Source organism: Williamsia muralis (genome assembly GCF_051487485.1).
Classification (GTDB): domain Bacteria; phylum Actinomycetota; class Actinomycetes; order Mycobacteriales; family Mycobacteriaceae; genus Williamsia; species Williamsia muralis_B.
Window position 1 is genome coordinate 1 of the sequence record NZ_JAHVCV010000017.1, and the last position, 24,392, is coordinate 24,392.

23 protein-coding genes are annotated in these 24,392 nt (G+C 63.3%); 9 read left to right on the forward strand and 14 right to left on the reverse strand.

The genetic code is table 11. From position 1 onward, the window contains the following. Positions 1–600: 600 nt before the first annotated feature. From KXR83_RS26165 to KXR83_RS26210, 10 genes are all read right to left on the reverse strand, one after another. Entirely contained in the window at positions 601–855 is a 255-nt protein-coding gene (locus KXR83_RS26165; protein ID WP_023955794.1) for a hypothetical protein, read from the reverse strand. 72 nt (positions 856–927) lie between these two features. Further along, positions 928–1,251 carry a metal-sensitive transcriptional regulator gene (locus KXR83_RS26170; RefSeq protein ID WP_023955792.1) on the reverse strand — a complete coding sequence of 108 codons (324 nt, stop codon included), beginning with the start codon at positions 1,249–1,251 and terminating at the stop codon, positions 928–930. Between the two features lie 38 nt (positions 1,252–1,289). Then, positions 1,290–3,371 carry a heavy metal translocating P-type ATPase gene (locus KXR83_RS26175; RefSeq protein ID WP_437427199.1) on the reverse strand — a complete coding sequence of 694 codons (2,082 nt, stop codon included), beginning with the start codon at positions 3,369–3,371 and terminating at the stop codon, positions 1,290–1,292. A gap of 183 nt (positions 3,372–3,554) precedes the next feature. After that, complete coding sequence (locus KXR83_RS26180; RefSeq protein WP_023955788.1) at positions 3,555–5,870, reverse strand: heavy metal translocating P-type ATPase; 2,316 nt, start codon at positions 5,868–5,870, stop codon at positions 3,555–3,557. Positions 5,871–5,924: 54 nt separating this feature from the next. Then, positions 5,925–6,902 carry a hypothetical protein gene (locus KXR83_RS26185; RefSeq protein WP_023955786.1) on the reverse strand — a complete coding sequence of 326 codons (978 nt, stop codon included), beginning with the start codon at positions 6,900–6,902 and terminating at the stop codon, positions 5,925–5,927. Positions 6,903–6,988: 86 nt separating this feature from the next. Further along, entirely contained in the window at positions 6,989–7,195 is a 207-nt protein-coding gene (locus KXR83_RS26190; RefSeq protein ID WP_023955784.1) for a heavy-metal-associated domain-containing protein, read from the reverse strand. A 98-nt stretch (positions 7,196–7,293) separates the two neighbouring features. Beyond that, positions 7,294–8,145 carry a WD40/YVTN/BNR-like repeat-containing protein gene (locus KXR83_RS26195; RefSeq protein ID WP_081729654.1) on the reverse strand — a complete coding sequence of 284 codons (852 nt, stop codon included), beginning with the start codon at positions 8,143–8,145 and terminating at the stop codon, positions 7,294–7,296. Next, positions 8,142–9,368 (reverse strand): L,D-transpeptidase, encoded by a 1,227-nt coding sequence (locus KXR83_RS26200; RefSeq protein ID WP_031331592.1) that lies wholly within the window; start codon positions 9,366–9,368, stop codon positions 8,142–8,144. The genes KXR83_RS26195 and KXR83_RS26200 overlap by 4 nt, the downstream gene beginning before the upstream one ends. A 161-nt stretch (positions 9,369–9,529) precedes the next feature. Next, positions 9,530–10,186 (reverse strand): DUF305 domain-containing protein, encoded by a 657-nt coding sequence (locus KXR83_RS26205; protein ID WP_023955777.1) that lies wholly within the window; start codon positions 10,184–10,186, stop codon positions 9,530–9,532. 104 nt (positions 10,187–10,290) lie between these two features. Then, positions 10,291–10,785, reverse strand: coding sequence for a DUF6153 family protein (locus tag KXR83_RS26210; RefSeq protein WP_152537997.1), 495 nt, complete (start codon positions 10,783–10,785; stop codon positions 10,291–10,293). 552 nt (positions 10,786–11,337) lie between these two features. Between KXR83_RS26210 and KXR83_RS26215 the strand changes: the two genes are divergently transcribed. After that, a complete protein-coding gene (locus tag KXR83_RS26215) occupies positions 11,338–12,384 on the forward strand; it encodes a M23 family metallopeptidase (protein WP_023955773.1) in 1,047 nt (348 codons plus the stop codon). Positions 12,385–12,501: 117 nt separating this feature from the next. On the opposite strand, the gene KXR83_RS26220 is transcribed toward KXR83_RS26215, so the two are convergent. Both KXR83_RS26220 and KXR83_RS26225 read right to left on the reverse strand, forming a co-directional pair. Then, the gene (locus tag KXR83_RS26220; protein WP_023955771.1) at positions 12,502–12,867 is read right to left on the reverse strand and encodes a BlaI/MecI/CopY family transcriptional regulator; all 366 of its coding nucleotides are present in this window, start codon (positions 12,865–12,867) and stop codon (positions 12,502–12,504) included. Positions 12,868–12,910: 43 nt separating this feature from the next. Beyond that, complete coding sequence (locus KXR83_RS26225) at positions 12,911–13,312, reverse strand: M23 family metallopeptidase (protein WP_437427197.1); 402 nt, start codon at positions 13,310–13,312, stop codon at positions 12,911–12,913. Positions 13,313–14,381: 1,069 nt separating this feature from the next. Between KXR83_RS26225 and KXR83_RS26230 the strand changes: the two genes are divergently transcribed. Then, entirely contained in the window at positions 14,382–14,942 is a 561-nt protein-coding gene (locus tag KXR83_RS26230; RefSeq protein WP_031331588.1) for a TlpA disulfide reductase family protein, read from the forward strand. Positions 14,943–15,005: 63 nt separating this feature from the next. Further along, positions 15,006–15,221 carry a hypothetical protein gene (locus KXR83_RS26235; RefSeq protein WP_133248771.1) on the forward strand — a complete coding sequence of 72 codons (216 nt, stop codon included), beginning with the start codon at positions 15,006–15,008 and terminating at the stop codon, positions 15,219–15,221. Here the strand turns inward: KXR83_RS26235 and KXR83_RS26240 are convergent, their stop codons facing one another. Next, positions 15,222–16,094, reverse strand: a complete 873-nt coding sequence (locus KXR83_RS26240) for an alpha/beta fold hydrolase (protein WP_023955763.1) — start codon at positions 16,092–16,094, stop codon at positions 15,222–15,224. 183 nt (positions 16,095–16,277) lie between these two features. Between KXR83_RS26240 and KXR83_RS26245 the strand changes: the two genes are divergently transcribed. The 4 genes from KXR83_RS26245 (at position 16,278) to KXR83_RS26260 (ending at position 20,545) form a co-directional block, all read left to right on the forward strand. Then, positions 16,278–16,838: a hypothetical protein gene (locus KXR83_RS26245; RefSeq protein ID WP_207779744.1), complete on the forward strand. Its 561-nt coding sequence runs from the start codon at positions 16,278–16,280 to the stop codon at positions 16,836–16,838. A 342-nt stretch (positions 16,839–17,180) separates the two neighbouring features. Beyond that, a complete protein-coding gene (locus KXR83_RS26250; RefSeq protein WP_161633978.1) occupies positions 17,181–17,990 on the forward strand; it encodes a M56 family metallopeptidase in 810 nt (269 codons plus the stop codon). 509 nt (positions 17,991–18,499) lie between these two features. Next, positions 18,500–19,531, forward strand: a complete 1,032-nt coding sequence (locus KXR83_RS26255; RefSeq protein ID WP_161633977.1) for a prolipoprotein diacylglyceryl transferase family protein — start codon at positions 18,500–18,502, stop codon at positions 19,529–19,531. A gap of 198 nt (positions 19,532–19,729) precedes the next feature. Beyond that, positions 19,730–20,545 carry a cytochrome c biogenesis CcdA family protein gene (locus KXR83_RS26260; RefSeq protein ID WP_437427198.1) on the forward strand — a complete coding sequence of 272 codons (816 nt, stop codon included), beginning with the start codon at positions 19,730–19,732 and terminating at the stop codon, positions 20,543–20,545. Between the two features lie 172 nt (positions 20,546–20,717). On the opposite strand, the gene lnt is transcribed toward KXR83_RS26260, so the two are convergent. Further along, positions 20,718–22,349 (reverse strand): apolipoprotein N-acyltransferase, encoded by a 1,632-nt coding sequence (gene lnt / locus KXR83_RS26265; protein ID WP_081729661.1) that lies wholly within the window; start codon positions 22,347–22,349, stop codon positions 20,718–20,720. Between the two features lie 534 nt (positions 22,350–22,883). On the opposite strand from lnt, the gene KXR83_RS26270 reads away from it, so the two are divergent. Together KXR83_RS26270 and KXR83_RS26275 are read left to right on the forward strand one after the other, a co-directional pair. Next, positions 22,884–23,312, forward strand: coding sequence for a TlpA family protein disulfide reductase (locus KXR83_RS26270; RefSeq protein WP_243404760.1), 429 nt, complete (start codon positions 22,884–22,886; stop codon positions 23,310–23,312). Positions 23,313–23,388: 76 nt separating this feature from the next. Beyond that, a complete protein-coding gene (locus KXR83_RS26275; RefSeq protein ID WP_235189439.1) occupies positions 23,389–23,976 on the forward strand; it encodes a class I SAM-dependent methyltransferase in 588 nt (195 codons plus the stop codon). Positions 23,977–24,392: the final 416 nt, after the last annotated feature.

Below are 24,392 nucleotides of genomic sequence, written 5' to 3' on the forward strand. Positions count from 1 at the left end.
CCGCACCAGCTCAGCTGCCGCCGCCTCCTCGGCCGACGGTGGTGTCGATTTCTTCTTCGTCACATCATCTAGTGTCGTCATCACGGCACCCTTCCCGCTGAGCATTCACCCAGCGTGTCGGGCCAAAACACCGATTAAGAAACAGTCCCCAGGGTCGCGGCTTTCTGCGTGTCGGTGTTTAAGAGTTGTGGGCCGGGTCGGGGTCAGGTTCCGCAGGCAGTCGCTGTCGGGGTGTTGCGTAACCGGATTGGCCCGGAAGCCCCCGCTGATTCGCGTGAACACTGTTTGCTGTTGAGGCTGCGCAATGACTAGGTGCTGGTTACGGTGACTTAGACAGGGGCCGTCGAGTGGGACGAGGGGCGTTTTGAGTGCAGACGACGCAACAGAACAGATCACCGCGTTGATCCGAGAGTTGCAGTCCCACTTTCCTTCCTCGCTCGATGCCCTTGAGGATTTGATCAGCGAGTTTGCGCAGACTATGCCTGGGGAGTGTGCCTGGTATTTTTGCCGTGTGCCGCAAGGGTTCGGTGGCAATTCTTCAGTTGCATAAGGAAAACGGGGAGAACGTTTCTTCACTCATTGCACATTTGTTGACCAGCGCTAGTCGCGGCCTATGCGGCGGATCCCGAGCAGCAAGATGGTGAGTATGACGGCACCTACAGTCGCTGCCCAGGCCCAGTTGTGTAGGTGTGGCCATCCGGGGTCGGTGATGTTGGGTGGGTGTGGTTGGCGGGTGTGGGCGACGTCGGTGGCGTAGGGGGCGGAGAGAACCAGACCCAAGGTGAAGGCGATTGTTGCCCCGGAGGCGACGACGAGTATTGAAAACCAGTGGGGTAGGCGTGTGGTGTGTGCCATGGCGGGTGGGCAGGCCTTTGGTCGTGGAGCAATCGAGTTTTGTCGAGGGAGCTTTCCCGAGGGGGCGAGTTCTTAGGAGCGCACTAGCCGGGCGATAGCGTCGGAGGCTTCTTTGAGTTTGAGGTCGGCCTGTGCGCCGCCTGTTTTGGCGGCGTCGACGACGCAGTGTTTGAGGTGGTCATCGAGCAGGCCGATGGCGACGCCTTCGAGCGCTTTGGTCAGCGCGGAGATCTGGGTGAGGATGTCGATGCAGTATTGCTCTTCATCGACCATGCGGTGTAGACCTCGGGCTTGCCCTTCGATGCGTTTGAGGCGAGCGAGATATTTTTTCTTGTCGTCGATGTATCCGTGGGGGACGGTGTGATCCGCGTCGTGGGTGGGGGTTTTGGCAGCCATGGGTGTCCTTTGTTGTCGGGCGTGTGCATTGTAGGTGGCTACCGGCTGATTGCGGTGGGCGCGCTGATCTCCGGTCGTAGGTCCAGTCGCCGCAGCAGCTGGGCGTTGAGCGCCACGACCACCGTCGACGCCGACATCAAGATTGCGCCGACGGACATGGGCAAGACGAATCCGATACCGGCAAGCACCCCAGCAGCAAGGGGAACCGAGATCAGGTTATAGCCGGCGGCCCACCAGAGGTTTTGCTTCATCTTGCGGTAGCTCGCCCGTGACAGCTCGATGACCGATAGCACCGACCGTGGGTCGTCGCTGGCCAAGATGACGCCGGCTGAACCAATTGCGACGTCGGTGCCGGCGCCGATGGCGATGCCGACATCGGCTTGGGCGAGCGCGGGGGCGTCGTTGACGCCGTCACCGACCATGGCTGTTTTTCGGCCCTCGCTTTGGAGCGCTTTGACTTTGGAGGCTTTGTCTTCGGGGCGGACGCCGGCGAACACGCGGTCAATACCGAGTTCGGTGGCCACCGACTGGGCCACAGCGTGCGCGTCGCCGGTGATCATGACCACTTGGACGCCAAGCTTGTGGAGTGCGGCGACGGCTTCCCGCGATTCGCCGCGTATCTCATCGGCGAGTTTTAGTGCTCCAATCAGGTTTCCGTCGGCCAGCACGTGCAGGATGATGGCGCCGTCGCTCCGCCAGTTGTCGGCGATGTCGAGTTCAGCATGGTGGTACTGCTCCAGCAGTCGTGGGCCACCGACTTGAATGCGGTGGCCGTCCACGAGGGCTGATACACCCACTGCCGGTGACGAACTGAACTCGCGTGCCCTGCTGAGGGGTAGAGCGCGCGTGCGGGCGGCGTGCACGATCGCTCTACCCAAAGGGTGTTCACTGTCGGCTTCGGCCGCGGCCGCGGCCGCGAGCACCTCATCTTCGGTGTGGCCTGCTGTGGCGTGCACGGCGGTCACGGTGGGCTCGCCTTTGGTCAGGGTGCCGGTCTTGTCGAACAACACGGTGTCCACGGTGCGCATACTTTCCAGCGCGAGGCGGTCTTTGATCAACACGCCACCGCGGGCGGCGCGTTCGGTCGCGATGGCCACCACCAGCGGGATCGCCAATCCCAGTGCGTGAGGGCAAGCGATGACCAGAACGGTGATGGTGCGCACGACCGCGTCATCCGGATAGCCAAGTACTGTCCAAACAATGGCGGTCAGTACCGCTGCACCCAGGGCGAACCAGAACAGCCAGGCAGCTGCGGTGTCGGCGAGCCGTTGGGCCCGAGACGACGAGTTCTGAGCTTCAGAGACCAGCCGTTGGATACCGGCCAGTGCGGTGTCGTCGCCGGTGGCGGTAACCTGCACGCGCACACCCGAGTCGGTAGCGACAGTGCCAGCAACGACTATGTCGTTGAAGTTGCGGCGCACCGTTTTTGATTCACCAGTCACCATCGACTCATCCATCTCGGCAGTGCCCTCGACGATCTTTCCGTCTGCGGGCACACTGGCCCCTGGACGGACGATGACCACGTCGCCGACCCGTAGTTGCGCAGGTGAGACGGTGACTGTGCTGTCACCCTCAACCCGCTCGGCCTCATCAGGCAACAGCGCGGCCAGCGAGTCCAGCGCGGAAGTGGTTTGGGCCAGCGACCGCATTTCGATCCAGTGCCCCAACAACATGATCACGATCAGCAGGGCCAGTTCCCACCAAAAATCGAGCTGGTGGTCAAGCAGGCCAATGCTCGCACCCCAAGACGCCACGAACGCCACCGTGATCGCCAGTGCGATAAGAAGCATCATGCCTGGAGTCCGTGATCGCACCTCGCTGGCTGCGCCGACCAAGAAGGGGCGGCCGCCCCAGGCGAACATCACCGTACCCAGAATCGGCGAGATCCACGACACTGCTCCAGAGTCGGGCACGTCGTAGCCCACCAGCATGGCGAACATGCTCGAAAAACCGACCACGGGGATGGCCAGCAGCAGCATGATCCAGAACAGGCGGCGGAACTGGCCCGCATGGTCACCATGCCCGGAGTGGCCCTGATGGCTGCTGTGGTCATCGGTGTGGCCCTGATGGTCACCCGCGCCGTTATGGCCGGGGTGCGCATGGTCGGTATGGCCGTGCATCCCACGAGCTTCGGTGGTCTCGGTATGGCCGGGGCGCGATACGGGCGGGTGTGCACCAGCAGGTGTCGATGCCGGTGTGGGCATCGACTGTCCCTGGTGGTGGTGATGTGAACCGTTCATAACTACCATCCTATACCCCCAGGGGGTATTAGTCGAGGTGTACAGCTGTTGGTGGGTGGGTGGTTAGGCGTGCTGCAGCGACCGGGCGGGTGCGTCGGGCGTGAGCGAGGGGGTCGAGGTGGCCTGGGAGGTGAATGTGCGTAGTCGCAGGCTGTTGCTGACCACGAACACACTGGAAAAGGCCATGGCGGCACCGGCAAGCATGGGGTTGAGCAATCCAAGAGCGGCCAGGGGTATTGCGGCAATGTTGTAGGCGAATGCCCAGAACAAGTTCATCTTGATGGTCCGTAGGGTTCTGCGGGCCAACCGGATGGCGTCTGCGGCCGAGCGCAGATCGCCGCGTACCAGGGTGATGTCGGCGGCTTCGATGGCCACGTCGGTGCCGGTACCCATCGCTAGGCCCAGATCGGCCTGGGCAAGGGCGGCGGCGTCATTGACCCCATCGCCCACCATGGCCACTGTTTTGCCCTTTTTCTGCAGGTCGGCGATGACGGTGAGTTTGTCCTGGGGCAGGACCTCGGCGATGACCTCGGTGATACCGACCTGGGCGGCGACATGATCGGCGGCGGCGCGGTTGTCCCCGGTCAGCAGGATGGGGGTCAGGCCCAGGGCAGTGAACTGCGCGATCGCGGCGGCGCTGGTCGGCTTCACCGTGTCGGCGACCACCAGCACACCTTGCACGTGCCCATCCCAGGCGACGACCACCGCAGTTTTACCGGTCTGCTCGGCTGCAGTCTTGGCTGCGGACAGGGTGTCGTCGAGATGGAGGGACCAGTCGGCTAGCAAGCTCTCACGGCCCACCAGTACAGCGTGACCGTCGATGACACCGTGCACGCCTTTACCGTCCACGCTGGTGAACGACTCCACCGACGGTAGCGGGCCGGCTTGTTCGGCCGCGGCGGCAATGGCCCGGGCGATCGGGTGTTCGGAGGCGTGCTCGAGCGCGCCGGCAAGACGCAAGATATCGTCGGAAGAGGTACCGGGGGTGGTGACGATGTCGTGCAGGGTCATCGTTCCGGTGGTCACCGTGCCGGTCTTGTCCAGGACGATGGTGTCCACAGCGCGGGTTGATTCGAGTACTTCGGGCCCTTTGATAAGGATTCCCAGTTGCGCGCCGCGGCCGGTGCCCACCAGCAATGCGGTCGGAGTGGCTAACCCCAGTGCGCAGGGGCAGGCGATGATCAGCACCGCTACGGCGGCGGTGAACGCGGCGCTGAGCGGGAACCCGGCACCGATCCAGCCTCCTAAAACGGCGACTGCGATAGCGATGACGATGGGGACGAAGATTCCGGAAATGCGATCAGCGAGTCGCTGGACCTGGGCTTTGCCCGATTGGGCGTCTTCGACGAGTTGGGCCATTCGCGCTAACTGGGTATCGGAGCCCACACGGGTGGCCCGCACGATGAGCCGGCCGCCAGCGTTGACGGTGGCACCGGTGACCGCATCACCTTCGCTGACTTCCACCGGCAGTGATTCACCGGTCAGCATGCTCGCATCGACCGCGGAGTTTCCTGTGGTGATGACGCCGTCGGTGGCGATCTTTTCTCCGGGTCGCACCACAAAGCTGTCGCCCACCTGCAACTGGGCGATCGGGATTTGCGTTTCGGTGCCGTTGCGCAGGACGGCCACCTCTTTGGCGCCGAGTTCAAGCAGGGCGCGCAGGGCCGCGCCGGCTTGGCGTTTGGATCGCTTTTCGAAGTAGCGGCCGGCCAAGACGAACATGGTGACTCCCGCGGCTACTTCCAGGTAGATGTTGCCGGCGCCGTCGGACGGAGAAACGGTCAGCTCAAAACCGTGGGTCATCCCCGGTTGCCCGGCAGTACCCCAGAACAGCGCGTAAATCGACCAGGCCAAGGCTGCCAGGGTGCCGACCGACACCAGGGTGTCCATGGTGGCCGCTCCGTGGCGCAGGTTCGTCCATGCCGCGGTGTGAAACGGCCAAGCCCCCCACACGATTACCGGTGCGGCCAGGGTGAGTGAGGCCCATTGCCAATAGGTGAATTGCAACGCCGGAATCATCGCCAGTGCAATGACCGGGACGGTGAGGGCCACCGACACCCATAGACGCTGACGTAATGCGACGAGCTCGCGATCAGGGCGCGCCTGCTCGTCGTCGGCGCCGCTGCCATCGGCGGGGCCGGAGGTAGGAAGTGCTGCGGTGTAGCCAGCCTCCTCGACGGCGGCAATCAGGGTGTGCGGATCCAGGTCCGGGGAGGCTGCGGTGACCTTCGCCTTTTCGGTCGCGTAGTTCACTGTCGCGGTCACCCCGGGCAGTTTATTGAGTTTGCGTTCGATCCGGTTGGCGCATGACGCGCAGGTCATGCCGCCGATCTCGAGTTCGATCTCAGCCTCGGGCTGGGATGCAGGTGCGGTGACCATGGATGCTCCTCGGGAATGGTTAGCGCTGGCGTGTGGGCGCCGAGCGGCGGTGGGTTAATGGCCACCGTGGGCGTCGGTGGGCGCAGACGGGTTCGGGGTGGGTTGTCCTGCCGGTGGCGCCGTGGGTTGCGCCCCGGTGGTCTGCAGGACGAACTCGGCGGTGTGGACTTGGCCATCCACCTGAAAATCGAAATACAGCAGATACCGGCCCGGGGTGGGTGCGCTCGTCGCGAACTGCACGTGCGGACCTGAAAGTTGGTCCGGGCCACTGGGGGCCGCGCCTTCGGGGTGCACATGCAGGTAGGCCAGATCGCCCTCACGGAGGGCAACGAGGTGTCCGTAGGCGCCCAGGTAAGGCTGCAGGGTCGTCACAGGGTTGCCGTCGCGGCTGATGCGGGCCGTGACCATCGAGGTGCCCGCGGTGCTGAGGCTTCCCTGGAGGCTAACCTGAAAGCCAGCCACGTCATCGGTCGCGCTTACTGGCCGCGGCAACGATGGTGCTACCTCACCGGCCACGGTCACCGTGCTGGTGAGCGTGAGGTCGGTTCCGGTGGCCGCGGGCACGAAATCAGCGAAGACGCGATAGCTGCCGGCAGCGGGCCACTGCCACGGCAACGACCACCGCCCACCGGTGTCCATCGTGGGGTGCACGTGCCGATAGTGGCTGCCATCTGTGGCGACGATGATCGCGTGCAGCTGTTTGTCGTGGGACGTGGCAAACGAGGTGACGGGGCGACCGTTGGGGCCGGTGATGGTGAATGCCAGCTCGCCGCTCTCACCGACGCGGGTGGGGGCTGCCAGGGCGGTCAAGGCAAAGCCGTCAGCGGTGATCGACACTCCGCGTACCGGTGCGGCCTCGGGTGCAGGGGCAGTAGCGGCGTCCGTGGTGGGGGTATGGGCGGTGTGGTCGGCTGAAGTGGTCCAGTCGCTCGCGACCCGATCAGGCACCACAGCACCGGCCGCGATGAAGGCGGCGACAAAGACGGCCACCAGACCCGCACCGTACAGAGCTAACCGGGTCGCGGTGTTCACAATCGTTCTCCTCGCTCATGTAACGGGTAAGGGGCAGATACCCAGCGCCGCACCGACATTCGTCCGGCGCCGGGGGTCTGCCGTTTTCACTCGGCTACCTGGTACCCCGCCTCAGCCACCGCTGCCTTGACCGCCGACGGCTCGATGGTGTCGGTGCTGGTGATGGTCACTTTGCCGGTGCTCAGGTCAACATCGACATCGCTCACGCCCGCCAGGGCGCCGACCTCTTCCCGGACCGATGAAGCGCAATGTCCGCAGGTCATTCCGGTGACGGTGACAGTGGACGTACTCATGACAACCCCATTTCTTTTCCAGTGCCGCACGGGTCGTGCCCTGCGCGGAGACCCCCAATCAAGGCCCACCTCATGTCTACCATACCCCCCTAGGGTATTCAAGTGAGGGGTTGGAGAACCCACAACTGGGTGGTCGACGCCGCGTAGGCAAGGCCGTCGGGCGCGACGGTGAGTGCGTGCGGAGCACCGATCCACGAATGCTTGAGCCACGGCCGGTTTTCGAAGTGTTGCCAGGCGTACCCGTCGGCATCGATCGCCCACAGCGCGCTGCCGCTGCCTGCCAGAAGCGCTATGGTCGGTGCGGCGATGCGGGCAAAAGAGCGCCCGCCGTCGGTGCTACGCCACACGATCCCGTCGTCGGTGGCTGCCCAGATACCGTCGGCGCTGATCGCCAGCGTTCGTGGCACCAACTGCGCTCCAGCACCCCAGGTGTGGCCGGCGTCAGTGGAGATCAGCAGGCGTGCACCCCCGTCAGAGCCGATCAGGAGGCCCTCGTCGGCGGCAAGCACATGAAAGTCGACCTCGCCCACTAGCGAGCGATCCTGCCAGGTGTGTCCGCCGTCGGTACTGGCCCGCAGCCCCAGTGGATTGGGGGCCGAGCTGGACCGGCCGGGATGCCCCGAGGCGAAGACCACATCAGTGCCCGGTATCCCGCTCAGACCCATCAGGTCGTCATCGGCGGTGCCCACGGCGGTGGTGGCGCCGGCGGGGGTGATCGCAGCCAGCCCGGTGTGGGTTCCGGCCAGCAGCGTGCGATCGGCGGACAGCTGCAGCCCATGCAGATGCGTCAGCTCCGGAGACAGTGTGATCGCCTCGGTGACGTCGCCGACACCAGCTGGGGGATTCTGGCGGGGGGCAGGGGCGGCGGAGGTGCACCCAGTCGCTACCGCCACCGCGCCCACCAGGAACACCACTGCTGCGGCCCTGCGTCGTTGGGCAGTGAATATCATTGCAGCGCACTACCATCGAGCCACTGGCCCCACGCCACACTCCAGTCACCGTTCTGCCAGAGCTCCAGTGGGGGGCCTCCGGTATTGCGGACTTCGACGATGTCGCCTGGTACCGAGAAGTCGTAAAACCAGCGCGCATTGTCCGGGTTGAGATTGAGGCATCCGGCGGACATGTTGGTATTGCCCTGCTGGGCGATGGTGTCGACAAGCTCGTGCAGGTAAATGCCGTCGTTGCTGATGCGGGTGGCGTAATTGATCGACTGGCGATAGCCCAGGCGAGAGTTCACCGGGAGTCCGTAAGTGGAGGAATCCATGATGACCGGGTTGGCCTTGTCCAGGACGGTATACGTGCCCGATTGAGTCCAGAAATGGATGGTGCGGCCATTGACCGTTTCGGTGCCGCCGCGACCCATCGAGGTAGGCATGGTGCGCACCAGCTGACCGTTGCTGAACACCGATACTTGTTTGGTGGTGTCATCGGCGATCGAGACGTGCGCATCACCAATGGTGAACGAGGTTGATACGTCCTCTTGCCCGAATAGGTTCTCTCCCAACTGAACCCCGTAGATGTTCGCGTTAACGGTCACGGTGGTCCCGGGGGCGTAGTACTCGCGAGGACGCCAGTGCACGTTTCGCTCGTCGACCCAGTTCCACGACCCGGTGACTGGGGGATCGGTGCGCACCTCGAGTGAACGTTCGGCGGCGGCCCGGTCGCCGATCGGCTCGTCGAACTGGGCGACCACCACCATCCCTACCCCGTAGGTGGCGCCGTCGGTGAGCAGGTTTCCGCCGGTGCTGACAAAGGTCGGTTTGGTCTGGTTACCCGGTGTGACCGTCGAGAACGACATGGTGCGTACGGTGCGTTGATTCTCGTGAACAGCGGTGGCGGTCAGCGTGTAAGTACGGCCATACCCCAAGGGAACAGCGGGTTTCCAATCTATTCGGTCTGGGGTGTAGAACCCGTCGATCTGGGCTCCGGTCTCGTTGGTCAGCACCACCGATTCCAAGGTGCCCATAGATGTTTGAACTTCAACCCGGTCGGTGGGCTTCACCGTGGTGGTGCCGTCGCCGGGGGTGATGGTCAATTGCGGCGCGTCGACCGCCGAGGTTGCTGCCGGTGAGGATGAACTCAACGTCGACGGTGAGGGGGAGGAACTACAGGCGGCCAGTGTCGCCATGGCGAGCACCAGCACCAGGAGCCCTCCGTGATGAGGGGTGCGCATGAAATCTCCGTAAGTCAAAGCTCAGCGGCCCCGCGCCCCCGGCCAGAGGGCCGGGGGAGGGAGCCGTTCCTGAGGTGAAGAAGGGTGAGGGGGCACCTGGTCGAGGGCGGAACCTACCGATGCGATCAGTAGGTTCCGGCCCTACGACAGTTGTTGAGAGGTCAGGACTGGGCCTGTAGCGACTTCATGGTGTCGATTTCGGCCTGCTGGGTTTGCACGATTGTGCGAGCCATCTGTTTGGCCTGCTCGTTAGAGCCGTCCGCGATTTCGGTGTTAGCCATCTCGATCGCACCGGTGTGGTGCTTGATCATCATTGTCAGCCACGCCTGATCGAACTCGGCGCCGTTTTTGGCTTCCAGCTCGGTCATATCTTGCTCAGACATCATGCCGCTCATGCCGTCGCTGCCGTGGTCCATGCTGCCCATATCGGCGCTCGGAGCAGGTTTACCCCACTGCTGCAGCCACTGCTGTAGTTGCGCCATTTCCGGGCCTTGAGCGGCTTTGATCGCCGCGGCCAGCTCGATGATCTGAGGATTGGTGGTGCGTCCCTGTACCAGCTCGGCCATCTCGACAGCCTGGGCGTGATGCGGGTACATCATCTGCGCGAACATCACATCGGCGTCGTTGAATTGGGCGGTGGCCCCCGTCGAAGTCGAGGGAGCGGTCGTGCTGGTGGATGCAGGCGTCGACATCGAGTCGCCACCCATCGAATCCATGTCGTGGCCACCGTCACCGCTACAGCCGGCCAACACCACGGCCGCAGCGACACCAGCACCGGATACAACAACTTTGAGTCGGGCAGAACGGGTCAAGAACATAATCGTCTCCTTGGAAAAGAAATGTGGATGTGGGGATCAGGAATTGCGACGCGCCGATAAGCACGTACAACGTCACAACGAAAGTGCCCAGGGCACTTCGTCTGTCAGATCCGCAACACTGACAACTTCTCCAACGAGGGTGTCGCCCACGGCGGTGCACGCGAGGTGTACCTGCCGGTCCACGTCATCTGGTGAGCCCCACCGACGGTGGGCAGATGCGCCACTAGCCGACGTGTCATCAGCAGGGTAGCCACCACACTGACCACCGCCATGCACATCGCCATCCCGGTGTGCGGCGAACAGCCGTCGCCGCAACCCATATCCATCACCACGCCGGCGCCGTCCATCCCAAGGGCAGTCAGATCGGCGAGGCCGGTGTGGGTATGGCTAGCCGGGTGCGTGACCGTAGCGGTGGAAACACCGGCCACACCGTGCCCGGCCGGAGGGTGCACCATAGGCACCGAATGCATCAACAACACGCCCACAAGTACAGCGAAAGCGGCGCACGCCATCGCCGCCGCGGTCAACCAGCGACCCCGAACCGGCCGATGACGCAGGACAACATCAGTGCTGCCATGACCGCCTACAAACCCTGACATCGTCCACCCCCTATGTGTCTGCGCTCGCTGTCGTCTTCTGGACTTACCCCTGGGAGGTATTGACCCTCATCGTAGTGGACAGTCCCGCCGATGACAGAAACTTATGTCTGCCACCCAGTGCCTACGCGGGGTCGCTCGTCCGCAGCCGCACTAAGTGCACCTCGCCGGAAACTTGCGTCGAACAGTGAGTGTGGACCAAATTTACGGGCACACAATCGATCTCACGCGCTGAGCCGACTCCTGTAATCACATCCTTGTGATTCAGATGAGGCTGCTGTTTCCTATGGTGCATCTGGGAGAGGAGTGCAATAGTGGGGTCTACGCCCCGGTGGTGGGACCCTGTCAAACTCGTGCGGTCCGCCCCTTCCCGACACCTCCAAAAGGAGCGTTGCCGTGCGCTTTGAAGTATTTGTTCGTTCCCGCAGACCGCGAACACGCCGCCGTTGGACAGCGGCAACCTCCACAGGCTGTGTGGTCGCCGCAGCCGGGGCGTTAGTTCTTGTCCACCCACAGCAAGAACAACAGCCGGCGTCAGCACCCGAGCTCTCCCTAATGAACGCCCATCAGCTCGTGTCCGACGAGGTCGCCGACGTGGCGTCGGGAGATCAACCCGTCGCCGACAGCACCCACATCCGACGAGAATTGCTGCAGCTGGCGGTAATGAACGCCCAGGCGATGATCACCGACAACGGCGTTGCTGCCCTGGCGGGAGTGGGCCGCGAGGTGGGCACATGCGTTGCCCAGTGGTCACTCGCCACCCTCGGTGCCCCCAACGCAGATGCCCAGGCCCTCGCCCAATGCCTGAGCCCCCTAGCCAATCTCGATCCCAGCGAGACCACCGAAGCAATGAGAGCGCTGCACTTCAGTGACATCGTTGCCACTCTCACCGCCGCCGGGACTCCGCACAGCCCGACCATCGTCCACACTCTGGCATCCTCTTTCGCACCTGCACCCGCATCACCCACACACACCGGGCAACCCAGCACCACCGCGCCTGCAACTCCTGAACTGACGCCGCCACCGCCATCGACAACCACCACACAGGCCACCGAGTCGACGACATCTATCGGGTCCGCGTCCCCCGTGCCCAGCGCCACCGCCGCACCGGCAACTCCGGCGGCGCCCGTCCCGTCGACCACGCCGCCGCTACCTCCGGACACCTCGACGAGCCCGCCGTCACCAGACGAGACCCCAACCGAGGTTTCGACCGTCGGCCGGCAGTACGTCGCGCCGACCTCGGGGACAATCACCTCCCCCTTCGGAGACGGCCGCAACCACCAAGGCATCGACATCGCCAACTCGACAGGAACACCCATCGTCGCCGTCGCCGACGGAGTGGTCATCAGCTCGGGCCCGGCACAGGGATTCGGCCTGTGGGTTCGCATCCAACACAACGACGGGACCATCACTACCTACGGGCACAACAACGAAAACACCGTCACGGTGGGACAATCGGTCACCGCCGGCCAGGAGATCGCCACCGTCGGTAACCGCGGTCAATCCACAGGACCCCACTTGCACTTCGAGGTGCAGGACCCCTCAGGACAGAACGTGGACCCAGTGGCGTGGCTCGCCGAGCGTGAGGCATCAATCCTGTGAGAACTGTGCACTGCGAGGGCACACGAAGTGTGAGCACCACATTCGCTCCGGTAGACGAGCGCGCAGGTTCACCCAGCGGGACGCCCGGCGTGGTTTGTATCCGTCCAATTGATGGCTCTAGCGTGGACGTTTGGACCGCTTAGACAGACTCTTACGCAACGCCTCTTGCTCTTCGGGGGTGACGGTTTGCGCGAAATGCATGAGCACCGCAGCAGGGTCTTCGCTACTGGCAAGGATGTCGCGCAGGGCTTGCGAGGTCGCCTCCTGGCGTGTCTGAACAGGCGAATAATGGTATGCGCGACTGACTTTGGTGCGCTCGAGGAAGCCTTTGGAGTGCAGATTGGTGACGACGGTCAAGATCGTGGTGTAGGCGTGCGTGCGGCCTGATAACGCGGCGAGAATGTCATGGACCGATTGTGGTTCCGGCGCTGCGTTCCACAGGACGTCCATCACGTCGGCTTCAAGGGTTCCCAACGACTTCATGACAGTATTGTCACCACTGCATGGGGCTGCGTCCAGCGACGACTCACTGGACTGAGACGCCGCGGCCCAGGAGCCATTGCGCCGGATCAAGATTGCTGCCGTCGTCCTGACGCACTTCGTAGTGCAGGTGCGATCCTGTCGAAATGCCGCGGTTCCCCATCGTGGCGATCTGCTGTCCGGCCTCCACACGCTCACCAGTAGTGACCAGAGCCTGGTCAATGTGCCCGTAGACGCCGATGGTGCCATCGTCCTGGCGGACTCGGATCCACAGCCCGAAGCCGTTCGCCGGGCCTGCTTCGAGTACTTCGCCAGCGGTCACTGACACCACAGGGGTGCCGATCGCGTTCGCGATATCAAGACCAAGATGGGTGCTACCCCAACGTGCGCCGAAGCCTGAGGTCAATATGCCGACGGTGGGTGCCACCGTGGGTGGAGCAGCCACCATGGCCGTGATGGGGGGTGGCGCGAGTGGAGTAGGAGAGGGGCTTGGGCGTGCCGGTCGTGCAGACGGAGCTGTCACAGATGCCACGTCGGTCGACGACGGGGGTGTTGTGGTCTGCGAGGTCGGTCCGGGCGCGTCGTTGACTACACCGGCATAGACCTGCCGTGGGGCATCGTCGCCCGCGGCAGGGTGTAAGAGGACCACCGCCGTGACAGCGGCAGCGGTAAGGGTCATCGCCCCGGCGGCCACTGATGCACTCCATGTGTCCGCGTTGGCCCGGCTAGACCGGCCAGTGCTCCCGGAGCCAGCGCGCAGTGACCCTTGACCGTACTGTGCGTCAAATAGGTCGCTAGCGCTCACCGCGACCCTGGAGCGGGCACCAATCTCGGTGCCCTGTGCGCATATTGCCCTCTCCCAGGGTGCCAGTAGCGGCACTGGCCTGGGCTCATCGAGTAGGTGAGGCGGTGTTTCCCGCACCCCTGTACCGGTGAGGGCGGCAGTAGAGGGGAGGTCAGTCTGCGCGACAGGCCATAGCTGTGTGTAGCTAAGCTCGCCCCGTCTTGTTCGCTGACGTGCAGACTCTCGCGGCCCGAACGAAGTGGGCGGGCTGGGGACAACACCATGAGCATGCTCAGTGTGCAGGCACTGCTTACGATGCCGACCTGCTCTGCCGGGCTGATCATCAGCGGTGTACGAGCCGACTACACGGGCCCGTGGGGAGGTGGGCAACGGACCCAGCGGCTCGGCTGGTGCGGAGCTCGCCAGACAACTTGTCGAGAAGGTCGCCTCAGGCAGGCGATGTCGTGCCACGTGGGTAGGTTCCTGTCGCGGGGGAGAGGGCGGGCGTTGGCCTCGCACAGATTACTACTATAGAGGTTAGTTGCTCAGGTAGGGTTGCCAGCGAGCCGTCTACTATGTGCAGTAGTAGTTGCGGCTGATTGGCCGTGCGCCGTCGGTAGACCGACGTCTCGGCGTCGGACTTCGGTCCGACGTGGTGCTGCGCGAACCTGAAAGTAGTTGGGCAGGAGGGGAAATAGTAGTGCGGCAGGGGTTTGGGCGCGGTGTCCTCATCATGGGTTTAGTGGTGGCGATTGTGGTGGCGGGGTGCGGCACCGGCGATGACGCGGTACGTCAAGGAGGGTCGTTCGAGTTCGTGTCACCTGGCGGCAAGACGGTGATTTTCTATGACCCGCCCCAGTCGCGGGGAGTGGTCGAGGAGTTGACTGGCCCGGATGTGATGAGGCAAGGCGCTACGGTACGGCTGAGCGACTTTGCGGGGCAGGTCGTAGTGGTCAATGTGTGGGGATCGTGGTGTGCGCCGTGTCGTATCGAGACGCCGGCTCTCGAGCAGGTCTACTCCGCGACGCAAGATCAGGGCGTGATGTTCTTAGGTATCGATTTCCGCGACAACAGGAGTTCGGCACGTGATTTCATATCTGACCGGTCGGTGACCTATCCCTCGATTTACGACTACAGCGGACGGACATTGGCCACATTGACCACACCAACATCGGTCGTTCCCACCACCGTGGTCCTTGACCGCAAGCATCGAGCTGCTGCTGTGTTCTTGCGTGCGGTGACCGCCAGTGAGTTGCAGCCTGTTGTTGAACGTCTAGCAGCAGAGGCGCCATGAGAACCTCCATGCGACGCTGGTACGCCTTGCTGTCAACGTCGGCGAAGGGGTGGTGGCCGCAGAATGCTCAGTGACACGGTGATCGGCCGCGTGCCGCCCACCACTGTTGCGAGGGTGGCGATTGGCAATGCCATCGCCGCCAATACAGCTGCAGTCGTGATAGCACTGATGGTGAGCAATGATGGAGCACCCGGACCGATTATCGCGGTGGTATGTGTGGCAGCTTTATTCGCTGCGCTGGCCTATGGCGCAGTGGCCGTATATCGGCGTCAGCAGTGACTATGGGGCTGCAGACCTTGAGCCGCCGCCGTCGAGGCGGTGACGCTGATCGTTGCAGAACTGTGCGATCGTCTCCACGACGTTGGTCTCGTTGCTAAACAATCCCCCGTGTGCGGCTCCGTCAATTTGTTTGAACTGTGAGTTCGGAATCTGTTGTGCGGTCTCATGCGAGGTGTGTGGTGGGAAAAACACATCGTGCTCGAAGGCCAGAACCAGTACCGGGGCAGAGATCTGAGCCAAGTGTTCGGGATGAGGCTCTTCGTTCATGATCCATTCAAACGACGCAGCGAGCTGCCCGTGCAGGCCTTTTCGATCGGACCAGAGACTATCGCCATCGGCGAGCAGTTGGCGCCATATTGACACTGTCTCGGGGTCCTGCAACATGGCAGGGCTCAGTGTGGTCATAAGTTGCTCGAAAACCCTTACCTGCGCAGGAATCTCCCCGAGCCGGCCAATGAGGTCGAGTTCCATCTGCCCAACCAGTGCGCCAATCGGAGATGGTTGTAAACCAGCTAAAAACACTGCGCCAGTGACCATATCGGGCCGTCGACGCACAAGGCACTGTGCGGTGTAACAGCCCAGCGAGTAGCCCACGACGAGTGCTTCGGTGATTCCGCATGCCTCCAGCAGGTGCTCGGCATCGCTGGCGAGTCCGTCCACGCTGTAGGGAGGTTCGGTCGCGGTGGACGGTGCCACGCCCCGTGCGTTGTAGGCGATGACCGAAAATCCTGCATCAACCAGGGCCGCCGTCAGCCCCGACAGCTCCCAGATTTGCGACGGCATGCCTAGTCCGCCAATGAGCAGCACGGGAGGGCCTGCGCCCATACGCTCCACACCCAACTGCACAGCGTCGGCGACCTCAATCAGTTCCATGCTTCCCCTTGTCGATGTGCACATTCGTGGTGCACCTGGCCCAGGTCGAGCCGGTGCCGCTGTGATCTCGGATCGCCGTGTCCGGGCGGACATCCAATCTCGTAGCGAGCACCACTTCTACCGTATTACTATGCACTATAGTAGTTAATGGGGGGTCGCATGGGTCCAGTGGCTGGAGTGAGCATGACGAAAGTAGACAGTGCGCTCGATGGGGCGGTTGCGCCTGCGTCGATGGGCAGCGTGCGCCGCGACCACGGGTGCCCGGCACCCGCGAAGCGTCGCTCCTCCCTGCACGTGTGGCGGGCTGTCGGAGTGGGGGTTCTGACCGCCATCATTGTGGGAGTGCCCACGGATGTGATCGACACGTCGTACTTCACCCGTATGACGCCGGTGCGATGGTGGGAGGTGCCGGTGGTTGTCCTCACCGTTGTCCTCGCTGCACTGTGGGCTGGGCTGCAGGCGCCACCGCGCGCGCGGCGGCATGATGCAGTCGGCGTCACGAGTGTGGTGGTTACAGCGCTGGCGGTGGGCTGCCCGGTGTGCAACAAGATTGCCGTTGCCTTGCTTGGTGTCTCCGGCGCCCTGACTGTGTGGTCTCCGATTCAACCGGTACTGGCCCTGGGCTCGCTCGCTGTGCTGGGCGCAGCAGTGCTGGCGCGGTGGCGAGCCACAGCGCGGTGTGCCACCTGTGAACGACCGGCGACGCGCCCGCTGGGCGCCGATCACGTCGGGGATCAACTCTGACAGGCTGGAGCGGCATCGGAATACACTGTCCGCACACGGCAGGGCGAGACAGGAGGTCGCGATGTGGGCAGCCGCTGAGCGTGGGCAGACGCTGACCTTGTGGTCTGCACAGATGCCGACCGCCACACGCACTGGTGCGCTGGTGCGCTGGGTAGGTGGCAGTCAGCCGAATCGCAGCGACTATGACCGTCGAACGGATCGGCGATGAATCTGGCCCTCACGCTTTTGGCTAGTGCGGGCACGCTGGGATGGATGTGGCCTCGCTTCTTCGCGCGCATCAGACACCGACTACGCCCCCATACTGCTCTTACTCTGTGGCCGGTAACTCAGAGCCTCTTTGTATTGCTGGTTGTCGCTGCAGCAATCGCCCTGGCGCTGCCGGCCCGCACCGCCGAACACCTCGCCTCCCTGCTGGGAAGTTGCTGGGAACTCCTTGCGCACGGATCCCCTCAGGCCAGCGAGACAATCGCCGGTGCCAGCGCAGGGTTGCTGGTAGGAGTTGTGCTGGTACGAATCTTCTACCTGGCGCGACGCGAACGCGTCCGGCAAAAGACACTGCGGGACAAATACGTTGGGGCACTACACCTGGCCGGCACCCAAAAGCCGGAGCACCCTGGCGTGTGGTGGTTAGAGACCGATACGCCCGTTGCCTTCTGCGTGGCGGGCAAAAATCCGACCGTGGGAGCATCGACCGGATTGTTCAACCACCTCACCGCCGACGAGGTGGGCGCGGTCTTGGCCCATGAGCGTGCGCACGCCCGATTTCGACACCACACCCTGATCCTGTGGGCCGAATCAGTCGGACGCACGCTGCCCTGGATGCCGCTGTTCGCCCACAGTCCCAGCATGGTCCGTGAACTCGCTGAACAGGCCGCAGACGCAGAGGCAGCACTAGACCACGGGCACCTTGTTGTCGCCTCGGCCCTGCGCACCATGTCCGCAATTCCCGCGCCCGCGCCCGCTCCCAGTCAGATCCTGGAAATGGTCAGTGGAACCGTGACCACACGACTCGAGCGGCTGTGCGCCGAAGCTAATCGTCACCCCCGTCGTCACAGCGTGCAAGTAGGAACGCTCCTTGGATGCGCCATGGCTGTCCCCCTCGTAGGCGGGTGCGTCGCTGCCTTGGCTATGTATGCCTTCAGCTGCACATAACTGGCGCGGCTTCCACCACGCCGATAAAGCGGCGAACCGCTCGACCATGCACCCTTCCGTTGTCTGTGACCGCTCGAGCCTTGAGTGCCATTGATCTCTGAGTAACACCTGTCACCTCAATTACTACCCACAATAGTAATTTCAACTACTATCGTGCATAGTAGTTGAGCGGCTGCCTTCCGCTCGCACCACACCAAGGTTTGAGGGCCGCTGTTATGAGCAAGAAGACCAAACGAAAGAGCCACCAGCGCACCGCTGGTCGTTCCAAACGCCGGGCTAGCGGCACTGACGGATCTGCTGGAGCACGCGGCCAATGGTTGACGTCCAACGCGAGTGACGCGGCCGCGGTAGCCCCAGACGCCGAGGCCAATGTTGTCGCACTCAGAGCCCGCGCGCGGTCTCAGCAAAGCCCGCCAGGTGGTGAGAGGCGTACACACGTTGAAGCCCCGAGCGGTGAGGCTACTCTCTCGCCGGCGCCAGACCCGGTTCCGTTGACCGAACCGCCGCACGTGAGTGAACCCGTCGCGGCGCGCGGCTGTGCAGCGGCGATCGAGGAGATGGAGCCGCAGGGATTGGTAGCGACCTATGAGCTACCACGCGACCGAGACCGGTCGTCCTCTGTCGCGTTTGTGGGTGCCCGCATGGGGGCGGAGGGGGCCGAACATCCAGGGGACAGCTTTGGGCGTGTGGTGTCCTTCGACCAGATTCCTGCCACTGGACGCGCCACAGTGTCTGTACGGGTCAGCGGTATCACCAAGGGAACCTGGCGGGTGGTCGGAAAACCGGTGGGCGATGACGACGCGGCATCGAGGCAGACGGTGACCACCACGACCCGTCTCGCGCCTCTGGCAGTGGGCCCAGGTGTCCGCGTTCTGGCGTGGCCGATATTGGTAGGAATGGGCGCTGTTACCGCCCTTGTTGCTCAGGCGCTGCTCTTCGCTCGCGTCGACTCTCGGTGGTGGGTGGCAACGCTGTTGTCAGTGCTGGGGTGCCTTGTCGGTGTGCTCGGTGCCAAGATGTGGTTTCTTGTTCTGCACCGCGAACGCCGCCGGTCTCTGCGTACCGCCGGCGCATGCATCCAGGGATTCATCGTCGCTGCAGTGGGGACGGTGATTGTCGGTGCACTCGCGGTGGGGCTACCGGTCGGCGAGCTGCTCGACGCCACTGCGCCGGGCTTGTTCCTGGGTATGGCGATTGGCCGTCCGGGTTGCTTTCTGTCCGGATGCTGCGCCGGCCGGGCTACCAGTTCACGCTGGGGAATGTGGTCGTCCGATCGCCAGCTGGGAGTTCGTCGCTACCCTGTACAGCTCATTGAAGCGGTCGGGGCACTGGTGCTTGCGGCCATCAGCTTGGTTCTGGTGCTGACGGTGTCGGCGCCCTGGCCGGGCTCCCTGTTCGTGGCAACCCTTCTGGGCTATGTCCTACTGCGACAACTCTTGTTCCCACTGCGCAGCGACCCCCACACCGCCCGGGGACGTACCTGGACCACTCTCGCCAGCCTTGCTCTGCTGACGGTGGACCTCATGGTAGTCGCTGCCTAAAACAATCGGGGGTCGGTGAGCGCCTTCAACCCGCTTCGGGTCAGCCCGACCCCGTGAACTACTATGGCGAGTAGTAGTAAACCTGGTCGCTGTGCCGGACGGGCGAGCGCAATCGCCCACCGCCAGCCGGGGCCGCCTAAACGATCGGCGGCTGACCTCCACAAATCGCACCCTGGCAGCGCTGAGTAAGGATCTTGAGTGACGGTATGGGCGAGCACTGACACTGTGGGCACGAGTTTTCAATCAGTCGCCGCGACCGGGCCGATCCTGCTCGCGCTGGCGGTGGCAGCGCTGGCAGGATTGGTCTCTTTCACCTCACCCTGCTGCATTCCTCTCGTGCCGGGATACCTGTCATATCTAGCGGCAGTGGCTGGGGCCGAAGGGACTTCGAGCAGCGGAGGTGATGCAGTGACCTCCAGAACGCGCCACCGTTGGCGGGTGACCGGCGCGGCAGCGCTGTTCGTCGGAGGCTTCACGGTGGTCTTTGTGCTGGGCACGGTATCGGTCTTTGGAGTGATCGGGCTGCTGCAGGTCAATCGCGACGTGCTCCAACGCATCGGTGGTGTCGTGACCATTGTGATGGGGCTGGTGTTCCTAGGGTTCATGCCTGCACTGCAGAGAGATACGCGCGCGAAGCCTCGGCTCATCCCGTCGCTGGCTGGAGCGCCATTGCTCGGTGCCGTGTTCGGGTTGGGGTGGACGCCCTGCCTTGGCCCAACGCTAGCGGGTGTCTTGTCTGTGGCGGCCGGAACCGAGGGAGCTACAGCCGCCCGCGGGGCGCTACTGATCGTGGCGTACTGCCTTCGTCTTGGGTTGCCCTTTATTCTATTGGCTTTCGGCTCGTCACGCGTGATGCGCGGTGTGGGGTTCCTGCGGCGCCATACCCGCAGGATCCAGGTTGCCGGAGGCGTCATGCTCGTAGTGGTGGGCAGTGCGCTGGTGACGGGGGCCTGGGATGTTTTTGTCGTATGGCTCCGAGATGCATTTGTGAGCAACGTCGTACTGCCCATATAGAACGTTGGCGTACTTGCCGTCGTCGTTGCGCCGAAGTGACCTCCGGTGACGGCAGATTTGGGTCAATAGCCCAGTGCCGCAACGCCAAAGGGGTAGCAGGTTTGCTGGAGCGGGCGTGGTCAAAGGGGTGCGCGCGACAACGCGTCCGTCGACCACCCGCCGTGCCGTGGGTTTATAAGTCGTGGGTCTGAAGAGTCTGGGTGAGGCGGCAAGCTCGCCGATGACGCACCCACGCCCACATAAGCCCCAGCACGGTGAGCACCACCGCGATTCGCTCAGGCAACGGACCTACAGTGGTGGCGACGGTGCGTTCTGTGTGCAGCGCGATGGTCTGGACCATGATGCCGGGTTCGAAGATGCCGGTGCTGGCCGTAATCTGACCGTCGGGATTGATCACGGCACTGACACCACTGGTGGCCGAGACCACCACACTGCGACCATGCTCCACCGCGCGCACCTGAGACATCGCTAGTTGTTGATAGGTCATCTCTGTGCGACCAAACGTAGCGTTGTTGGTCGGTACCGATAGCAGCTGCGCACCTGCGCGAACCGCCTTTCGCGCCGACCGGTCAAAGGCCACTTCCCAGCACGTCGAGATTCCTACGGTGAGGTCGTTGCCGGGCGCAGTGGACACTGTGACCACCCCAGGTCCCACACCGGGCCTGAAGTTGCCTGCTTGCTCGGCATACGGTGAGAAGTACTCGAAAAAGCCGCGCCAGGGCAAATATTCGCCAAAAGGTTGAATGATCTGCTTGTCGTAGCGGCCCCGAACCGGCAGCTTCTGCATCGCGGTGCGGCCATCCCACACCAGGACAGAATTGGTGGGCCGCCCGTCAGAATGTTGTAGCACTGTACCCACCATGATCGGTGCGCCCACTGCCTTCGACGCCGCTGTGATCTGCTCGGCGGCATCCGGATTGAGGGTGGGGTCAATATCTGAGGCATTCTCCGGCCACAACACCACGCTGGGCTGCCGCACCTCTTGAGCTTGGATCTTCTGTGCTAACAACAGGGTTTGGCGTACGTGGTTGTCTAGAACAGCGCGCCGTTGCTCATTGAAGTTCAATCCCAAACGGGGCACGTTCCCCTGAATCACGGCGACGGTGACTTCCTCACCGGTGTTGACTGACTCCACTGACGGCCACAATGCGCCAGCCAAGGCAGGCATGATCAGCACCACAACAGCGCGGCGCATGACTACCTGCCGCTGCCGCGGACCGGTCAGTAGGGTGCGGGTCAACGCGGCCAGCGCGCCACCGGTGAAAGCGACGGCGAACGAGACTGCCGGCGCCCCACCGGTTGATGCTATCGATAGCAAGGGTCCCTCAGCTTGGGTAAAAGCCGCTCTCCCCCAGGGGAACCCGCCAAATGGGAAGGTGGACCGGACCCACTCGAAACCCACCCATGCCAAGGCAAACCATAAGGGCCACCACGGCAACGCCGTGACGCGGGCAGCCACTATCGCCAGTAGCCCTGCGTACAACGCCATCACCACTGCAAGGGCCACCCACGGTAGTGGTCCGACATAGATCCCCACCCACGGCAACAACGGAAGAAAGTAGGCAAGACCAAACACAAACCCGCACCAGAACGCGGTTCGGGCCCGGGCTACCCCGTGCAGTTGCAGTGCCAGCACTGCCAGTGACAGGACGGCCAGGAACCACAGATTGCGTGGCGGAAACGACGCCCACATGAGAATGCCACTTGCAGCGCACCCTGCTGTTCGCGTCACCCAGGACACCAATCGGGTCCGCTTCCTGCCCGCTGTCGGCGGTGCCGCGGACTGAGTCGCTGTCGCAGTCATCGGCAGAACCGCCCACACCCCAGGACCGTGGCGCGGGGAGAGTGCCGGGACTGCTCGGACAGATGCCCACCACGAACGGGCTGCAATGCCACGGCATCAGTGACCGAGCAGTGCTGCGTGGGGCGTAGCAACCGGATCCGAAACCGCCGTTCCATTCAGCTACTATAGTGCATAGTATTTGGCGAACGTGTTGTTGCATCTCGGTTGCAGCCGACGAGGGTCGACTGCCTGGACCAAGGTGGTGTCAACTGGGAAGTGTGTATGAGTGGACCGACGCGAGGGCTCGCTGGATTGTCGGTATCGGCACGGTGGACGAGTGGTGCTCTTGTGGTGACAGTCGCCCTCATCGTGGCCATTTGGCCTCGGGGGAGCGTTGCGTTTGACCCTGACGCGAGCACGGAACCACCGCCCGGGAACGCAGTATCAGCGGGATCGGGCGATGCAGTGTCGCAAGAAGAGCTCACTCGCGCACGGCAGAATGCTGCTCTCGATTCCTGCCCGGTGTCGGGTCTGGCTGACCCGATCACCTCACCCATGGCGGGCATCTCATTGCCCTGCTTGGCAGATGGCCGGCTGATCGAGATGGCGGGCGTGACCGCGGGTATGCCGCTGGTGCTCAATGTCTGGGCCTACTGGTGCGGGCCGTGTCGAAAAGAACTGCCGGTCGTCGCGGAGTTCGCGGCGACTGCCACGGGCAAGGTGCAGGTGCTGACGGTCCATGGACAAGATGGCGCCCAAGATCCCACCCGCGCGCTCACCATGTTGGCCGACATCGGCGTCAGGTTGCCAGCTGTTGTCGATATCGACGCCCAGCTCGCCCGCGTTCTCCGCATCCCGCGGGTCTACCCGTGCACCGTCCTTATCCGGGCTGACGGGTCGGTCGCCGCGGTGTTGCCGCAAGTTTTTGACACGCGGACTGAACTAGCGGCCGCCGTCGAGAAGCACCTTGAGGTTGCGGTATGAGCTGCTCGAAAAGCACGCGCCCTGCGGCGGTGAACGAATTGACCTCTAGCGGTAAGGAACTGGCCTGATGCCTACAATGTCCGGCTTCGAATCGGCGTTCTGCCGCAGTGCGCCCTGGCGGTTGACAACGCGCCGCCTTGTGGTCCCGTGGGCACTTCAGGGTGCGAATCTTCTGGGGAACGTTCTGGAAATCGGTGCTGGCAGCGGAGCGATGGCGGCTGAAGTCCTCGCCAGGTTTCCCGGAATACGGATGACTGTCACCGATTTCGACGACACGATGGTGACCGCGGCCGCTCAGCGTCTGGCCGGGGAGTCGAACAGAACCACCATCCGACAAGCGGATGCCAGCGCCCTGCCGTTCAACGAGAGCGCGTTCGATGCAGTGCTGTCTTTCCTCATGCTCCACCACACCGTAGCGTGGGAAGACGCTCTCGCCGAAGCCGTTAGGGTTCTTGCGCCCGGTGGCACCTTGGTTGGCTACGACTTGCTGCCCAGCTGGCCAGCTCGAGCTCTCCATCGCCTGGAAGGTGCCCCCCATCGGCTCATCGACCACCACGAGCTCGAACCACTCTTAAAACGCCTGCCACTAAACGACGTTCGGGTGAGAAGAGGACCAGCAGGTGCCGTCGTACGATTCTCGGCCATGAAGAAGAAGGCGACATAGCTCGTCGGGTGAAGACAGCTCCAGGGCCACCTGGCCCCGGCAGCAGGGCCGCCGAAGTCTCCACCAACAGGCGCTGATGTACTACTACCTATGCTAGTAATTCCAGGTGGGGCGGTCCAGGGCATCGGACTGTAGATCGGGGTCCGGAAACTACGGGCAATGATCTCGCATCTAGTGCTGTAGCGGGGAAGCGACACTGGTCGACCGCAACCACGTGAGATCGGATGTTCCTCTGACGTCGCCTAGCCCCTGTGTGAAAGGAAGTTTCGCCGTGAATACCGCGACGATCACCATCGGCACCATTGCTGCTCTGGCAAGCCTGGTGTGCTGGGCACTGTTTTTCCGCGGGGTGTGGACGATGCTCCGCACCATCGCCAAGGGGCAGAAGGACAACACCCGGTTCACGCCGGTGCTCC

Coding starts and splice junctions, on each gene's coding strand:
- KXR83_RS26205 (WP_023955777.1), bottom strand. CDS start 10,186: ATGTTCTTGACCCGTTCTGCCCGACTCAAAGTTGTTGTATCCGGTGCT.
- KXR83_RS26240 (WP_023955763.1), bottom strand. CDS start 16,094: ATGGAACTGATTGAGGTCGCCGACGCTGTGCAGTTGGGTGTGGAGCGT.
- KXR83_RS26200 (WP_031331592.1), bottom strand. CDS start 9,368: ATGCGCACCCCTCATCACGGAGGGCTCCTGGTGCTGGTGCTCGCCATG.
- KXR83_RS26225 (WP_437427197.1), bottom strand. CDS start 13,312: ATGGTGGCTGCTCCACCCACGGTGGCACCCACCGTCGGCATATTGACC.
- KXR83_RS26190 (WP_023955784.1), bottom strand. CDS start 7,195: ATGAGTACGTCCACTGTCACCGTCACCGGAATGACCTGCGGACATTGC.
- KXR83_RS26220 (WP_023955771.1), bottom strand. CDS start 12,867: ATGAAGTCGTTGGGAACCCTTGAAGCCGACGTGATGGACGTCCTGTGG.
- KXR83_RS26170 (WP_023955792.1), bottom strand. CDS start 1,251: ATGGCTGCCAAAACCCCCACCCACGACGCGGATCACACCGTCCCCCAC.
- KXR83_RS26275 (WP_235189439.1), top strand. CDS start 23,389: ATGTCCGGCTTCGAATCGGCGTTCTGCCGCAGTGCGCCCTGGCGGTTG.
- KXR83_RS26195 (WP_081729654.1), bottom strand. CDS start 8,145: ATGATATTCACTGCCCAACGACGCAGGGCCGCAGCAGTGGTGTTCCTG.
- KXR83_RS26215 (WP_023955773.1), top strand. CDS start 11,338: ATGAACGCCCATCAGCTCGTGTCCGACGAGGTCGCCGACGTGGCGTCG.
- KXR83_RS26270 (WP_243404760.1), top strand. CDS start 22,884: ATGGCGGGCATCTCATTGCCCTGCTTGGCAGATGGCCGGCTGATCGAG.
- lnt (WP_081729661.1), bottom strand. CDS start 22,349: ATGACTGCGACAGCGACTCAGTCCGCGGCACCGCCGACAGCGGGCAGG.
- KXR83_RS26175 (WP_437427199.1), bottom strand. CDS start 3,371: ATGCACGGCCATACCGACCATGCGCACCCCGGCCATAACGGCGCGGGT.
- KXR83_RS26235 (WP_133248771.1), top strand. CDS start 15,006: ATGCTCAGTGACACGGTGATCGGCCGCGTGCCGCCCACCACTGTTGCG.
- KXR83_RS26245 (WP_207779744.1), top strand. CDS start 16,278: ATGACGAAAGTAGACAGTGCGCTCGATGGGGCGGTTGCGCCTGCGTCG.
- KXR83_RS26210 (WP_152537997.1), bottom strand. CDS start 10,785: ATGTCAGGGTTTGTAGGCGGTCATGGCAGCACTGATGTTGTCCTGCGT.
- KXR83_RS26180 (WP_023955788.1), bottom strand. CDS start 5,870: ATGGTCACCGCACCTGCATCCCAGCCCGAGGCTGAGATCGAACTCGAG.
- KXR83_RS26230 (WP_031331588.1), top strand. CDS start 14,382: ATGGGTTTAGTGGTGGCGATTGTGGTGGCGGGGTGCGGCACCGGCGAT.
- KXR83_RS26165 (WP_023955794.1), bottom strand. CDS start 855: ATGGCACACACCACACGCCTACCCCACTGGTTTTCAATACTCGTCGTC.